Origin of the sequence: Collinsella tanakaei, assembly GCF_016900375.1 — a bacterium.
In the GTDB taxonomy this organism is placed as follows: Bacteria; Actinomycetota; Coriobacteriia; order Coriobacteriales; family Coriobacteriaceae; genus Collinsella.
This window is the reverse complement of record NZ_JACJKB010000005.1, coordinates 24,933-39,822: the sequence shown is the minus strand read 5'-3', so window position 1 is coordinate 39,822 and position 14,890 is coordinate 24,933. Positions and strand designations below refer to the sequence as shown.

The 14,890-nt window shown below is 64.4% G+C and carries 11 protein-coding genes; 5 read left to right on the top strand and 6 right to left on the bottom strand.

Going from position 1 to position 14,890, the window contains the following annotated elements; all coding sequences use genetic code 11:
• Positions 1-7: 7 nt before the first annotated feature.
• The 3 genes from H6A16_RS04585 to H6A16_RS04575 form a co-directional block, all read right to left on the bottom strand.
• On the bottom strand, positions 8-1,510 hold the full coding sequence (locus H6A16_RS04585) for a sugar ABC transporter ATP-binding protein (protein WP_204616545.1): 1,503 nt from the start codon (positions 1,508-1,510) through the stop codon (positions 8-10).
• 15 nt (positions 1,511-1,525) lie between these two features.
• The gene (locus H6A16_RS04580; protein ID WP_204616543.1) at positions 1,526-2,473 is read right to left on the bottom strand and encodes an ABC transporter permease; all 948 of its coding nucleotides are present in this window, start codon (positions 2,471-2,473) and stop codon (positions 1,526-1,528) included.
• Positions 2,474-2,572: 99 nt separating this feature from the next.
• Complete coding sequence (locus H6A16_RS04575; protein ID WP_204616542.1) at positions 2,573-3,787, bottom strand: sugar ABC transporter substrate-binding protein; 1,215 nt, start codon at positions 3,785-3,787, stop codon at positions 2,573-2,575.
• 424 nt (positions 3,788-4,211) lie between these two features.
• Between H6A16_RS04575 and H6A16_RS04570 the strand changes: the two genes are divergently transcribed.
• On the top strand, positions 4,212-5,228 hold the full coding sequence (locus H6A16_RS04570; RefSeq protein WP_204616541.1) for a LacI family DNA-binding transcriptional regulator: 1,017 nt from the start codon (positions 4,212-4,214) through the stop codon (positions 5,226-5,228).
• 127 nt (positions 5,229-5,355) lie between these two features.
• Here the strand turns inward: H6A16_RS04570 and glmS are convergent, their stop codons facing one another.
• The gene (gene glmS / locus H6A16_RS04565) at positions 5,356-7,206 is read right to left on the bottom strand and encodes a glutamine--fructose-6-phosphate transaminase (isomerizing) (RefSeq protein WP_204616540.1); all 1,851 of its coding nucleotides are present in this window, start codon (positions 7,204-7,206) and stop codon (positions 5,356-5,358) included.
• 248 nt (positions 7,207-7,454) lie between these two features.
• Here glmS and H6A16_RS04560 point away from each other — a divergent pair, with 248 nt between their 5' ends.
• The 3 genes from H6A16_RS04560 (at position 7,455) to H6A16_RS04550 (ending at position 10,576) form a co-directional block, all read left to right on the top strand.
• Positions 7,455-8,534: a LacI family DNA-binding transcriptional regulator gene (locus H6A16_RS04560; protein WP_204616539.1), complete on the top strand. Its 1,080-nt coding sequence runs from the start codon at positions 7,455-7,457 to the stop codon at positions 8,532-8,534.
• 18 nt (positions 8,535-8,552) lie between these two features.
• Positions 8,553-9,413, top strand: coding sequence for an ATP-dependent sacrificial sulfur transferase LarE (gene larE / locus H6A16_RS04555; RefSeq protein ID WP_204616537.1), 861 nt, complete (start codon positions 8,553-8,555; stop codon positions 9,411-9,413).
• Positions 9,414-9,604: 191 nt separating this feature from the next.
• Positions 9,605-10,576, top strand: a complete 972-nt coding sequence (locus H6A16_RS04550; protein WP_204616531.1) for a magnesium transporter CorA family protein — start codon at positions 9,605-9,607, stop codon at positions 10,574-10,576.
• A gap of 132 nt (positions 10,577-10,708) precedes the next feature.
• Here H6A16_RS04550 and H6A16_RS04545 read toward each other — a convergent pair whose 3' ends face one another.
• Both H6A16_RS04545 and H6A16_RS04540 read right to left on the bottom strand, forming a co-directional pair.
• Positions 10,709-12,307, bottom strand: a complete 1,599-nt coding sequence (locus H6A16_RS04545; protein ID WP_204616529.1) for a lectin like domain-containing protein — start codon at positions 12,305-12,307, stop codon at positions 10,709-10,711.
• A gap of 143 nt (positions 12,308-12,450) precedes the next feature.
• Positions 12,451-12,924, bottom strand: a complete 474-nt coding sequence (locus H6A16_RS04540; protein WP_204616526.1) for a C1 family peptidase — start codon at positions 12,922-12,924, stop codon at positions 12,451-12,453.
• 753 nt (positions 12,925-13,677) lie between these two features.
• Between H6A16_RS04540 and H6A16_RS04535 the strand changes: the two genes are divergently transcribed.
• On the top strand, positions 13,678-14,766 hold the full coding sequence (locus H6A16_RS04535; RefSeq protein ID WP_204616524.1) for an S-layer homology domain-containing protein: 1,089 nt from the start codon (positions 13,678-13,680) through the stop codon (positions 14,764-14,766).
• Positions 14,767-14,890 lie beyond the last annotated feature (124 nt).

Here is a 14,890-nt window from a genome sequence, read left to right as displayed (position 1 = left end):
CGCCTCCTTAAATCATCTTCGCGATGATGTCTTGCTCGGTAAGCTCGGGGCTGCGGAACAGCTGCCCGTTGATCTTGCCGTCCTTCATGACCAGAATGCGGTCGCACATACCGATGAGCTCCATGATCTCCTCGGAGATGATGAGGATCGCCTTGCCCTGGTTGCGCATCTCCGCGAGCAGCTGGTAGATGTCGGCCTTGACGCCGATGTCAATACCACGGGTCGGGGAGTCGAGCAGCAGGATGTTGGACTGCTTGCCCAGCCAGCGGGCCAGAACGACCTTCTGCTTGTTACCGCCGGACAGCGCCGAGACGTACTGGTCGACACCGACCATCTTGGTCGACATGATGTCGGCGTACTTCTTGGCGAAGGCCTTGAGGTCCTTCTGCTTCAGGATGAAGCCCATGTCGCGCATCGAGGGCAGCGTGATGTTGTCCTGGATGGTGTCGTTGATGAGCAGGCTCTCGTTATCGCGGTCCTTGGAGGCGTAGGCGATGGAGTTGTTGATGGCGGCGTTGATGTCGTCGATCGGGGTGCCGTCGCCCAGCTTCACCGTGCCCTTGCGATCGTAGGAGGCGCCGAACAAAGCCTTGCCGACCTCGTGCATACCGCACTCGGACAGGCCGCCGATGCCGAGGATCTCGCCCTTGTGGAGCTCGAGCGAAACATCGTTCAGCGAGCCGGGGACCGAGACGTTCTGCATCATGATGGCGATCTCGCCCTGCGGCTCGGTCGCGTAGTTCGGGTAGTCGGTACGATAGTAGTTATCGCCCATCTCACGGCCGACCATGAGGGTCTTCAGACGATCCTCGTCCACGTCGGCGGCGTTGATGGTGGTGATGAAGTCACCGTCGCGCAAAATAGAGATGCGGTCGGACATGCTCAGGACCTCAGCCATGTCGTGGCTGATGAAGATCACGCAGTGGCCCTTGGCGCGCACGTCGCGCATGACCTCGAAGAGCTTGTCGCGGCCGTCCTGCGAAAGGGCGGTCGTGGTCTCGTCGACGACGAGGATCTTCGGATCGAACCACGTGGACTTCAGGATCTCGATGATCTTGCGCTCCTCGAAGTTGTAGTTCTCGATGGGCGCGGTGGCGCGGACCTTCTCGAGGCCGAAGCCGTCGAGCAGCTCCTGGGCCTTCTTGTTCATGGCGGCGGTGTTCTTGATGCCGTGCTTCATGAAGCGGCCCTCGTCGCCGAGGAACAGGTTCTCGGCCACGGTCAGGCCGTTCAGGGTGCCGAGCTCCTGAACGATGACGGCGACGCCATGGTGGTTGCCGTCGACCTGGTTCTTCGGGGCGATCTGCTCGCCGTCCAGGGTGAACGTGCCGCTGCCGATGGGCAGGATGCCCGTGAGCATGTTGGTGAACGTGGACTTACCGGAGCCGTTCTCGCCGATCAGGGCGTGGATCTCACCGGCATAGAAGTCGAGGGACACCTCTTTGACTGCGTGCGTGGGACCGAACTTCTTGTCGATCTTCTCAGCGTGAAGCAACAGTTTATCTGACATTTGCGTATCCCTCCTTTACTTGACGACAGCGCCCTTGACGCGCTTGACGGTCAGGGTGACGACGATCAGCAGCGTAGCGCCGGTGACGACGTTGTTGATGGTCGTGGGCATGCCGAGCGCAACGAAGCCGGCGAACATCATGGAGATGATGAGCTCGCCGATGACGATGGCGACGACGGGGTGACCGTACTTCTTGAAGGCCAGGCCGAAGAACGCGCCCATGAGCGGGGTGAAGTTCAGGGACTGGGACAGCATGTTGGTCATGGGCGTCTGGGCGGTGCCGTAGCCGATGTAGAGCACGGCCATGATGCCCACGAAGCCGGAGCACAGGATGAACGCGATGAACTTGTACTTGTCGACGTCCACACCCATGTTCTTAGCGGTCAGCTCGTTGGTGCCGATGGCGTTGATGTAGGTGCCGACCTTGGTGTACTTGAGGATGAAACCGCACAGGAAGAACGCGATGAGCGCGAGGATCAGGTTGTACGGATAGGAGCCGAACATGTTGAAGTCGGAGTCCAGACGGGTGCCCGCCCAGTTGGAGGCGAAGACGCTGAAGCTCTCGTAGATGAGCGACAGGCCCGTGGTGACGATCAGCGACGGAATGCGCAGGACCGTGTAGGCGAGACCGTTGAAGAAACCGAGCAGGATACCGCAGATGATCGGGGCAGCGACGAGGCCAACGAAGCCGAACATCTGGCTGAAGCCGATGGAGAGCAGGCAGGACAGGACCAGCACGGAGCCGATCGAGAAGTCCCACAGGCCCTGGGTGACGATGAAGTACATGCCGCAGCCGCCGACGGCGTAGATCAGCGCGCTCTGCAGATACGTCAGGATCTGCTCAGGCGAGCCGAAAGTATCGGGGCGCAGCACCTTGAAGATGGCCCAGCAAATGACCGTCAGGATAACGAGGAAGCCCACGCCGAACCACTGGCTTTGCTGAAGCTTTTTGATTGCGTCCATACACCTCTCCTTCCAATGGTGATGGCTAGCTAGAAAACGGAGGACAAGCTCCGGTAAGGGAACTTGCCCCCCGCTTCAGGAAGATGGCACGGTGTGCTATTAGCCGTGACGCTCCATAACGTCCTCGATGGACAGCGAAGTGGCGGCGGCGTTGAGGTCGTCGTAGCTCATGTCAGCGAGCTCCTTGATCTCGTCGTCGTTGTACGGGTCGTCGTCGACGAAGTACTTCTCGTAGTTCTCGTACTCGGCCACGGAGGACACGAAGACGTACGGGAACTGGATGTCCTTGCCGAACTCGCCCTGCTTGGGGACGTAGTCCTCCTTGCCGCGGATCGCGTTGTAGACAAGCAGCAGCGCGTACAGCGGGTCGCAGAAGTGACCGCCGGACTCGCAGTACATACCGCCGGTCTCGAGCTGCTCCTTGAGGTCCTCGAGGAAGTCGGTGGAGGCGACGCGGATGGTGCCGGTGAGGCCCATGTTGGCGAGCTGGCCGATGGAGCCGACCAGCGGGTCGCCGCCGCCGCCGGCGACGATCAGGGCGTCCATGTCGGGGTTGTTGTTCACGAACTGCTGCGTGACCTTAGCACCCTCGGAGGAGGAGGTGTTGGCGTAAACCGGCTCGGTCATGGTCACGGGATCATCGGGGTGAGCCTCGTTCCAGGCGTCAACGCCGTTCTGGTAGCCGATCCAGCGCTGCTGGAAGGTGGCGTCGCCGACGGTCCAAGCCTCGAGGCAGATGTTGCGGGCGCCCTTCTGGATGCCCTCGAAGGCATCGGGGTTGTCCATGGTGAGGAGCTCGATGAGCTTCTCGCCGTTGCCGACCTCGTCCTCGTGGACAGCGCCGACGTAGTACTGGGAGTTCTCAGCGGTGGCGTAGACCTCGGGGCTGTTCTCCTCGCTGATGATGCGGTAGAACTGGGCCAGGTAGACCTGGTTCTGATCGCAGGTGGAGATAGCGGCCTGCATCTCGGAGTCAGCGGAGTTGCAGACGACGATGCCCTGGCAGCTAGCGGCGCAGAGGGTCTCGATGGAGGCGGTAACCTGCTCGGAGACGTGGCCCTGGTCGACGTAGGACAGCTCGATGCCGAGGATGCCAGCGGCCTTGTCCAGAATGTTCTTGGACAGGGAGCCGAGGGCGTCGGTGGAGCTCCAGATGGAGACGCCGATCTTGATCTTCTCGCCCGAACCGCCAGCAGCACCGGAGCCGCCGCCGGCACCGCCGTCGCTGCAGCCGGCGAGCGCACCGGCGGTCAGACCGAGACCGGCGGTCGCAGCGCTCAGCTTAACGAAATTGCGCCTCGATACCTCTTTCATGGGATACCCCTTCCATACTCCCGGGGAGCTCTCCCGCTCCCCGAAAACCTTAAGGCCGATAAGCCCTTGCGGTGTGGATGCGAACATCCACGCTTTTGTCTGGCAGCCGTGTAAACATTCACTAAACACTTCGCCAAACATCGACAAAACATTTATATGACGATATGGGTGTCCTGTGGTGTTCCAAACCATGAACGGCAGCAATTCGCTGGCGAACGGTCGGTTATTTTTTACCACCATTTCAGTTGCATTATTTATCCGTAAAAGTCCCAGCTAGATATGCCCATAGCATCTACCAGCACGTTTTTCGTTTACATTGCGTTTAGCTACCGTTCATGGATTGTTCAGCTGATTTTCCGCCGAACAAAGAAAATCCACGCTACACTTCAATTGTTTAGTAAATGTTTAGTGATTGGAGGGGACCATGCCGAACTCCAAGGTGAGCGTTCGCGAGATCAGCAGGCGCACCGGCTACTCCCCCGCAACCGTATCCAACGCCCTCAACAACAAGCGGGGCGTAAGTGACGAGACCGCCAACGAGATCCGCCGCGTTGCCGCGGACATGGGCTACAGGCGGTCCAACAAGCTCCGACAGGTCCAGTTCGTCATGGGCCGCAACTCCGGCCGCATGCTGGACGAGGGCTCGTTCCGCCTGGCCGTGGTCAACGGCGTCGAGGAGGAGGCCCGCGCCAACGGGCTCACCGTATCCTATATAACCGTCGAGCTGTCCGACAGCGAGACCTGCCAGCGTGAGCTCGCCGCCATCATGAGCGACCCGTCGGCCGGCATAATCCTGCTGGGCACCGAGATGACCCAACGCGACTACGACCTGTTCGCCAAGTGCCCCGTGCCGCTCGTGCTCGTCGACGGCCAGAGCGACAACCACTTCTTCGAGTCGATCCTTTTCTCCAACGAGGGCTCCGCCTACCGCGCCGTGCGCCATCTGGTGCGCCAGGGCCACCGTGACATCGGCTACCTGGCCGGCAAGCTGCGCATCCGCAACTTCCCGCTGCGCGAGCGCGGCTACGAGCGCGCCCTGGCCGAGGTCGGCGTGCGCCCGCAGCCGAAGTTCCACGTGTCGCTCGGCACCGACAAGATGGAGAGCGCCTACCGCGATATGCTCGCATGGCTGAAAGCCGATCCGGAGATGCCCACGGCGTTCTTCGCCGAAAACGACGCCTTGGCCGTCGGCGCCATGAAGGCGCTGGCCGAGGCGGGCTTCGATATCCCGGGCGACGTCTCCATGGTGGGCTTCGACGACGTCGAGTTCGCGAGCATCGTGCACCCGGCGCTCACCACCGTGCACGTGCCGCGTACCGACCTGGGCCGCATCGCCGTGCGCAAGCTCATCGAGCAGGTGGAGCACCCCATGCCCTACACCTGCGTCACGCACATGAGCACGACCTTCGTCGAGCGCGAGAGCGTCCGCTCGCTGGCGTAGGCGGATACCGGCATCGCAAAAAAGCGGGGCGCGAAAGAGGGTTGCAAGCTCTTCCGCGCCCCAATCTGCACATGTCGGGAGCTCCGACACAGGTAGAACCTGTAATCCGGGGACAACCCCGGCAGGTTTACTCGACCGTCACGCTCTTCGCGAGGTTGCGCGGCTGGTCGACATCGCACCCGCGCATCACGGCGACCTCGCGCGCCAGCAGCTGCAGCGGCACGCTCGCCGTGATGGCCGAGAACGCGTCGCGCACCGGCGGGATGTACACCACGTGGTCAGCGATCTGCTTGATGTCTTCGTCACCCTCGGTGGCGATGGCCACGATCATCGCCCCGCGCGCCTCGCACTCCTTCAGGTTCGACACGACCTTGTCGTAGGTGGGGCTCTTCGTGGTGACGGCGATCACCGGGAAGCCCGGGTCGATCAGCGCGATGGGCCCGTGCTTCATCTCGCCGGCAGCATAGGCCTCGGCGTGCAGGTAGCTGACCTCTTTGAGCTTGAGTGCGCCCTCGTAGCTGATGGCGGCGCCCATGCCGCGCCCCACGAACAGGGCCGACTGCGCGTCCTTGCACGCGAGCGCCGCCCGATGCACGGCCTCGCGCTGGGTGTCGAGGATCCACTGGATCTGCGCCGCGGTGTCGCCGAGCTCGTGGAAGAGCATGCGAATCTGCCCGGTCGTGAGCTTGCCCTTCGCCTGGCCGAGGAGCATCGCCAGCAGCGTGAGGCTCACGATCTGCCCGATGAAGCTCTTGGTGGAGGCGACGGCGATCTCCTTGTTGGCCTTGGTGTAGATGACGCCGTCCGACTCGCGCGCGACGGGCGATCCCACCACGTTCGTGATGCCGAACACCTTGGCGCCCTTGATGCGCGCGTCGCGGATGGCGGCGAGCGTATCGGCCGTCTCTCCGGACTGCGAGACGGCGACCACGAGCGTGGACGGGGTGATGATGGGGTTGCGGTAGCGGAACTCGCTGGCCGCCTCCACCTCGCATGGGATGCGCGCCCAGGCCTCGATGAGGTTCTTGGCGATCAGCCCCGCGTGGTAGCTCGTGCCGCAGGCGATCACGTAGACGCGGTCGATGAGGTTCAGCTCCTCGAACGTCAGGCCGAGCTCGTCGATGTCGAGCTCGCCGTTCGGGCCGAGGCGGCCTACCAGCGTGTCGCGCACGACGCGCGGCTGCTCGCAGATCTCCTTGAGCATGAAGTCGGGGTAGCCGCCCTTCTCGGCGGTGTCGATATCCCAGTCGATATGGGTGATGGCGGGCTCGATCGGCGCGCCGTCGGCATCCGTATAGGTGATGCCCTCGGGCGCGAGGCGCGCGAACTGACCGTCCTCGAGCACGACGACATCGCGCGTGGCATCGATGAGGGCGATGACGTCGGAGGCCACGTAGCTGCCGCTTGCGCCCGTGCCCACGACGATGGGGCTGTCCTTGCGCGCGACGGCGATCACACCCGGCTCGTCGGCGCAGACCGCAGCGATGCCGTAGGCGCCGACCACCTGCGTGCAGGCCACGCGGACGGCAGCCATGAGGTCGCCCGCCTCGGCATAGGCCTCCTCGATCAGATGGGCGAGGACCTCGGTGTCCGTCTCGCTCGCAAAGCGGTGCCCGCGGCCCTCGAGCTCCGTGCGGAGCTCGGCGAAATTCTCGATGATGCCGTTGTGCACCACGGCGATGCGCCCGTCGCAGCTCACATGGGGATGCGCGTTCGCCTGCGAGGGGCGGCCGTGGGTCGCCCAGCGGGTGTGACCGATGCCGCAGGTGCTGTCGGGGTCCATGTGCGCAAGCTCGCTTTCGAGCCCCGCGACCTTGCCGGTACGGCGCACGATGTCGAGCTCGCAGGAGCCTGCGGCGGAGGTGCGCTCGAGCGCGACGCCCGCCGAGTCGTAGCCGCGGTATTCCAGGCGCTTCAGACCTTCGATAAGGATGCGCTTCGCAGTATCGGCTCCCGTGTAGCCGACAATTCCGCACATAGGCGCCTCCTTTCGCTTAAGTGGTAACGCTGTGCGGCACGGGCGCGGACGCCGCGCCGACGATTGCCCATTGTACTTGACCGCTCTCCAAACTGGTATGCGATTTGCGATACCACATGATGCCCAAAACTATGTAAGGAACTCGAAACATTCGGCTTTTGGGCCGAAGCCGCAGCCCCTGCCGCGCTGAGCGCAATTGAAACGGTACAATAGCCATCAGATACGCATCCCCGCAGCGAGGAGGCACGATGGGCAAGGTGACGATCGGCGATGTGGCGCGCGAGGCGGGCGTGGCCCTCGGCACGGTGTCGAATGCGCTCAACCATCCCGAGAAGGTGCGCGCCGAGACGCTCGCCGTCGTCAACGAGGCCATCCGCAAGCTGGGATACGCGCCCAACCAGAGCGCGCGCCTGCTCGCCGGAGGGTCGAACCCCACGTTCGGCCTCGTGGTGCCGCAGCTCAACCATGGTCTCAGCCTGCAGGTTGCAAGCGGTGCCAGCGTTGAGGCCAACCGACAGGGCTACGGCATGCTCATCGCCGCCGCCAACAACGACGCCGACACCGAGGCGCGCTACCTCAGGTACTTCGCCGGCACGCAGGTCGCGGGCATCCTGGTGCAGGTGACGGCAGCAGCCGACATGTCGCGCCCCGCCCAGACGGGCCGCATCCCCGTGGCCTATCTCGACACCGCAAGCGACGCCCCCGGCTTCTTCGTGGCTGCCGACGCGCATGCCCAGGGCGGACTCATCGCCACCCACCTGGCCTCCCTCGGCATCGAGTGCCTGACCGTCATCGGCAGCACCGCCGGCCCGCGCGAGGCGGCGCGCCTCGCCGGCATCCGCTCCGTGATGGAGCTGCATCCCGAAATCGAGCTCACCGTGATCGACGAGGGCACACCCGACCTTGCGGCAGAGGGCTTCGAGATCGGCCGACGCATCGCCGCCCAGCCCGATAGCGAGCGCGCGGACGCCGTCATCGGGCTTACTGACGTGCTCGCGGTGGGCGCCATCGCGGGCATTACCCAGGAGGGCCTCTCCGTGCCCGGCGACATCGCCGTGGCGGGCTGCGACGGCAACCCGCTGGCCTGGGGCGGCGACGTGCCGCTCACCACCTGCGCACCGATCGGCTACGAGATCGGCCGCCGCGGTGTGCAGTGCCTCATCACCCAGATCGAGGCGATCAAGGCGGGCACGAGCCGTGCGGAGCTCGTCGGCGAGAACCATCAGGAGCTGGTGCGCCCCTTCATGCTCACGCGCGCAAGCACCGTTGGCGCCGCCCCGCTGCAGGCAACCGACGCTATCTCGCTCAACCTGGGCACCTTCCTGTAAGCGATTGGCGGCCTGATAATGGATAGCAGGCTCGCAGCGCTGATGAAGCTGCTCAACTCGATGGGCGCCGTCGGCATCGGCTACTCGGGCGGTGTGGACAGCACGTTTCTCGCCGCGGCATGCGCCCGCCATCTGCGCGGCCGCGCCGTGCTTCTGCATCTCGAGAACCCGCTTGCAACGACACCCGAGCGCGAGGCGTTCGCGCGCGATGCCGAGCGCTTCGGCCTGCCCGTCGTGCGCATCCCCTTCGATGCGCTTGGCGAGCCGGAGGTCGCCGCGAACCCGCCCGACCGCTGCTACTACTGCAAGTGCGCGGGCTTCAGGCTGCTTGTCGATGCGGCGCGCGAGCGCGGGTGCGACGCCGTGGTCGATGGCAGCAATGCCGACGACCAGGATGACTACCGGCCCGGCATGCGGGCGCTCGCGGAGCTCGGCGTGCGATCGCCGCTCATGGAGGCCGGCTTCTCCAAGCAAGAGGAGCGGGAACTGCTGCGCTTGTGGGGCTTCGACGTGTGGAGCATGCCCGCCGGCGCCTGCCTTGCCACGCGCATTCCTAACGGCGAGCGGCTTTCTGCCAAGAAGCTCGAGGTCGTGCGCGCCTGCGAGGACTACCTGCGCGGGCTGGGACTCGAGCAGGTCCGCGTGCGTCTGGAGGAGGGCCGCGCCCGCGTGTCGGCGGCACCCGAGGACCTTTGCCGGCTCGCGCGCATCGATGGTTGCCGTCGCACGCCCGACGGGCAGGGCGTCGAGCTCTCCCCCAAGCTGCTCGATGTGCTAAAGAACCGCGGCGCCCACGAGGTCGACGAGTGTGCCACGCCCTACATCCATGGCGCCCTAAGCGTAGGTGAAAAAAGGACAGAGGTTTTTTCACACGCTTGACAGGTGAAAAAACCTCTGTCTTGTTTTCACCTCTTGTTTGAGGGCTGTGAAGGTCGCGTAAGGTCTTCCTGATACTCGGGGGCCACGCGCCCGCGACCCCTGCCCATAGGGTATCGTGACCCCGGCTGCAGACGGACTGCCGCCCCGGGGCGCCGGCGCGCACCGGTACGCGAAATCGAAAGGGGGCACCCATGGTCGAGTGCTACATGACCGGGCTCGATGGCACCATGTCGAAGATCGACGCGCCTGAAGCCGGATGCTGGATCAACGTCGTTGAACCCACAAGAGAAGAGAGTACCTGGCTCGAACAGACCGTGGGCATCGCCCCGGAGTTCGTGCGCTCCGCCCTCGACGAGGAGGAGACCTCTCATATCGACTACGACGAGGACGTCAACCAGACCCTCGTCATCGTCGACTACCCGAGCGCCGAGGACGTGGAGGACATGCAGGACCCCTCCATGCTGCAGTACACGACGCTGCCCATCTCCATCATCTTCTTGCGCGACCGCAACATCATCGTCACGGTGAGCCTGCAGGAGAGCCCCATCGTGCAGGACATGGCGAGCGGCCGCGTGCGCCAGGTGAACACGCGCATGCGCACGCGCTTTTTGCTGCAGATGCTGCTGCGGATATCCCAGAGCTACCTGGTGTGCCTGCGCCGCATCGACCGGCTGTCCACCAAGACCGAGCAGCGTCTGTACGGCTCCATGCGCAACGAGGAGCTGCTGCAGATGCTCTCGCTCGAAAAGTCGCTCGTGTACTTCTCGACGTCGCTCAAGAGCGCCGAGATGACGCTCAACAAGATCATGCACGGCCATATGATCACCCTCTACGAGGAGGATCAGGACCTTATGGAGGACGTCATGGTCGAGGTCCATCAGGCGCAGGAGATGTGCAACATCTACAGCAACATCCTTTCCGGCACCATGGACGCCTACGCCAGCGTAATCTCGAACAACCTGAACATCGTCATGAAGGTGCTGACGGTGATCACCATCGTCATGGCCATCCCCAACATCGTGTTCGGCTTCTACGGCATGAACGTGAGCCTGCCGTTCGAGGGACTACCGTTCGTGGGCACCTGGGTGTTCCCGACCCTGCTGGCGGCCGTCGCCTGCATCGTCGCGGCGTATATCTTCAAGCGCAAGGGCCTGTGGCGCTAGCTGCGCGGACTCGCACGAATATCGGCATGGCAAGCGGCCGGGATGGAAAGGTTTCCATCCCGGCCGCTTTTGTTTGCGCGCTGGCATCGGCCACGGTTTCGAAGCGTGCCCGACCTTTCCGGGCAGCCGCCGCTAGCCGAAGGAGATCACGCCGGCGTCGACGGCGTCGACGGCGTTGACCATCATGGCCGCCATCTCGGCGCGGGTGAGGACGCGGGTCGCGTCCAGGGTGCGGCTGCCGTCCGCCTGCTCGACGCCGCTGATGACGCCGCGCTTGACGGCCCAGGCCACGGCCGGGCGCGCCCAGGCCGAGATGCCCGGAGCGTCCGCGAAGGCGCCGAGCGCGGACTCGTCCTGCCCCTCGAGGCCGGCGCCGGCGGCGTTGGCGATCACGGCGCAGAACTGCTCGCGGGTGAGCCCGTCGGCCGGGCCGAAGGCGCCGTCGTCGATGAGCTCAGCGTCGGGCAGCGTGCCGGAAGCGATGACATCGGACCAGTCGGTCCACGCGCCATCGGCCAGCAGGAAGCTCTCGCCGGGGTTCACGACCGAGCGCCCGAACAGCGGCAGGGCAACCTGGATATAGGTCTCGACCATCTTCTCGATGAGGTCCGCCTGCGACGCGATGTACGCGTCGACCTCTTCATCGGTCGCATCGAGATTCTCGTTGCGGTACCGGGTGCGAAGCCCCTCGATAATCGCGGCCTCCACATTGTGGTTTTCGTTCTCGGACTCGGTGAGAACGCCGATCGCCCACTCATGGTAGGCCTCATTGGTTCCGCCCTGGGCAAGAACGAGATACTCACCCGAGGCACCCTGCTGCGTCACGACGACCGAGAGGCGCTCGCCCTTCGCAAACTGCGCCTTCGCGCGGTCGGCCTCGGGGATGCTCACCAGGTGGTAGCCGCCGTACTCGTAGGTCTCCTCGATCGAGGTCACGAGCTCGCCGTCGGTCGGGCTCGCGGCGTCGTCGGCCAGGCGGTAGACCTCGTAGGTCACCGTCGTACCCGGCTGGGAGGTCTCGCAGGACAGGCTCGTGAGCTCCTGGGCGTCCTCGGCAACGAAGACGTTCGCCGCGCTCGCGAGCTCATCGTACGCGTCGCAGGTGGAATAATCGATGGTCATGTAGTCGTACTGGTTGGCGATGAACTCGCCGTTCTTGTCGGTCTCGCGACCATTGATGTCGTAGTCGAAGGCCTCGACGATAACGAGCGACTGGTCGTAATACGACATATAGAAGTAGCCCTCATCGCCCCAATCCCGCTGGTTGGGGAACTCGTTGCTCGCGGCGCCCCAGCTGTTCTTCACGATCCAGGCGCCGTCGGCCGGCGGCTGGTGCTCGCTGTTGAAGTTCTCCTTGGGATAGCTGTCGTCCCAACCTACGATGGTCACGGCATGGTTGGCCGACGCCGGCTCGTAGGTATAGTGCGACCACGTGTCGGGATTCATGTAGGCGTTCTCGGAAAGCTGGCCCGGCATCGACTGGTCCGCACAGAACGCGATCGACAGGGCGCGACCCTGGTAGATCTGCTCCTTCATAGCAGCCGTCGCGAGCTCGTTATACACGTAGCTGCCGTCCTCGTCGAACGTCGCAGGCGTGGGCAGGACGAACGACTCCTCGAGCGCAGCCGTCGACTTGGCGCGCAGCTCCTCGGATAGCGACCACGTGCCGTCGGGCGACCAGTACGTTCCGTCCTCCCCGAGATAGCCCTCGTCGTTCTGGTAGAGCGCCATGGACTCCGGCAGGGGGCCGATGCCGTCGGAGAAGACCGAGGTCGCATAGGACGGCAGGCCGCCCTGGTTGAAGATGGCGTTCTCGAGCGGATAACCGAGCAGGTCCTCGGAAATCTCGGGATCTTCGAGGCAGTCGGTCTCGGTCAGGGCGTTGTAGACCCCTCGCCTGCCTGGTTGTTGTAGGAGTCGCCCTCCTCGCCGAACGGCAGGTGCCTGGCCGCGAAGTAGGCGAGCTGACGCTCGGAGAGGTCCAGACCGGTCTCGGCGTAGGTCTGGCCCTTCTCGGAGAGAATGCTCGACTCGCTGGCGGCGATGGCCGAGAAGCCCCAGCAGGTGCCCCAGGGGTTCTGGAACTTGACCGGCGTCACGACGCCGCTGTCGCGCAGGTCGTACTGCGCGGGCAGAACCTCGGAGGCCGTCTGCAGGCGAACGGCGTCGCCCTCGGACGAGAAGTTGTAGGCGGCGCATGCCTTGGCGCTGCCGATATCGCTCGCCTCGAGGGCGAGCGCGGGCGACGCCGCCGCGCCGATCGCCGTCGTGGCGATGCCGAGCGCGACCGCGCCGCGGCGGATGAGTGCCCTCGTGCGGTTGCGCCAGGTACGGTTGTTCAGACCCATGGGAACCCCCTTTCTTCCGCGCGTCTTCCCTTGCCGAGCGGTTGAACACACGATTCAGCATGCACGACGCCGCGCCAGGGTTGGACGCATGGGAGCGGATGGGGGCGATTTGGCGCGAACGGGCGCGGTCGCAGGCTGAAACTTCAGGCGGCGGCGCCCGCGCCCGGGTCGGAATTGGGGTGCAGCGGCGCGAAAACGCATCCCCCTGGCAACTTTTGTAACTTGAGCTTTTTTGTAGACCCGTTCATTTGGCGTTTCGGGCCCTATCCGCTCCGATCGGGGCCGGAATTCGCCCTACGCAAGCGAATTAGAGGGTTGAAACACCCGAAATCGGGCTCTCAACAATGCTCAAGTTACAAAAGTTGCCAGGGGCATCGCGCATTGACCCCCTGTCCGCTCAAACGCTGCTTTTCCGATGACCTCCCGAACGATTCCGCCAATCCCTCGCCCGCTGCGCCTGCACGCCAGAGCTGCGCTGATTGGCGGCATTTGGGCAGCTAACCGATACCGGCTTGCCGGATCAAATGGCCATCCGGTACCAAGTGTCCGGAATCGGGTCCCGACAGGGAGCCAAGATGGTCATTTGGTACTGGATGGCCATTTGGTTCGGAGCTGCGCGCGCAAGCTGCCCTCCGCCGAACAAGCCCGCTGAGAGGCGCCGCGCCGCCTCAGCCATCCTTGGAAGCGGTCTGGAAACGCGATGGATTGCGTGTATGCCGTGGTAGAGTTGCCGAGACTGAAAGGAGCACCCGTATGACGTCACTTCGTCGGCACGCCGCCATCTTCTCGACGGCTGCCGCTTTCGCAATCGCCCTCGGCAGCGCCTGCGCCCTGCCCGCGTGGGCGAGCAATTTCATCGATGTCTCAGGCCATTGGGCCGAGACCTCCGGCATCATCGACCGCGCGGTCGCGGCGGGGATCGTCGGGGGCAGCCAGAATGCGGACGGTACGTTTAGCTTCCGTCCCGACCACCACGTAACCCGCGCTGAGGCAGCACAAATGCTTATGAACGTCGCCGATGGCTCCGCTGAGACCTGGACCAACGAGACCCCGTTCGTCGACGTTGCCGACGGCGTGTGGTACGTCGAGGCCATCAACTGGGCCTATGAGGCGGGCATCATGAACGGCAGCAACGGCCGTGTGCGCCCCGAGGATGTCCTGACCCGCGAGGAGCTCGCGGTCATGCTGACGAACTACCTGTCGAACGTCCTCAGCCTGCAGGCAACGGGCGATGACTCGCTGCTTGCCGCGTATCCTGACAACATCCTCATCTCGAGCTGGGCGCGTCCCGCGATGGCATGGGCGGTCGCGAGCGAGATCATGGGCGGCAACACCGTTCTTTCGCCCGGCGCTCCCGCCACGCGCGCCGAGGCGGCCAAGATGCTCGTCGTGTTCAACGACATGGTGGGCGATGGTGCGAGCGACGGCGGGTCGAACGGCGGGTCGAATGGCGGCAACAGCAGCAACGATGGCGTCGTCGGCGGCATTGGCTCGGCTGCGGTCGAGATCGCTCTGCGCTACGAGGGTTATCCCTACAAGTACGGCGGCGCGTCCCCCGAGACCGGCTTCGACTGCTCCGGCCTTGTTATGTACGTGTATAGCCAGCTCGGCATCTCGCTGCCGCACAGCGCCGGCGAGCAGATGAAGGTGCTCCAGCAGTCAGGCGGCCGCTTCGTGACGAACGTGGCCGACCTGCAGTACGGCGACCTCGTGTTCTTCGAGGGCCACGTGGCGTTCTACGTGGGCAACGGCCAGGTCTTCGGCGCACGCCGCGAGGGCGTGCCCGCATCCGTCGGCCAGCTGGAGTGGTTCGCCCCGTTCCTGGGTGGCGGCCAGTTCTAAGGGCTGTCGACCTTATCTCACATGACAACGAGGGCCTGTCGCCACGCGGTGACAGGCCCTCGTTTGTTGGCAACGCCGTGCGCCCCGGCTGGGCGATAATACCCTTACCGTCGAAAGGAGCCGC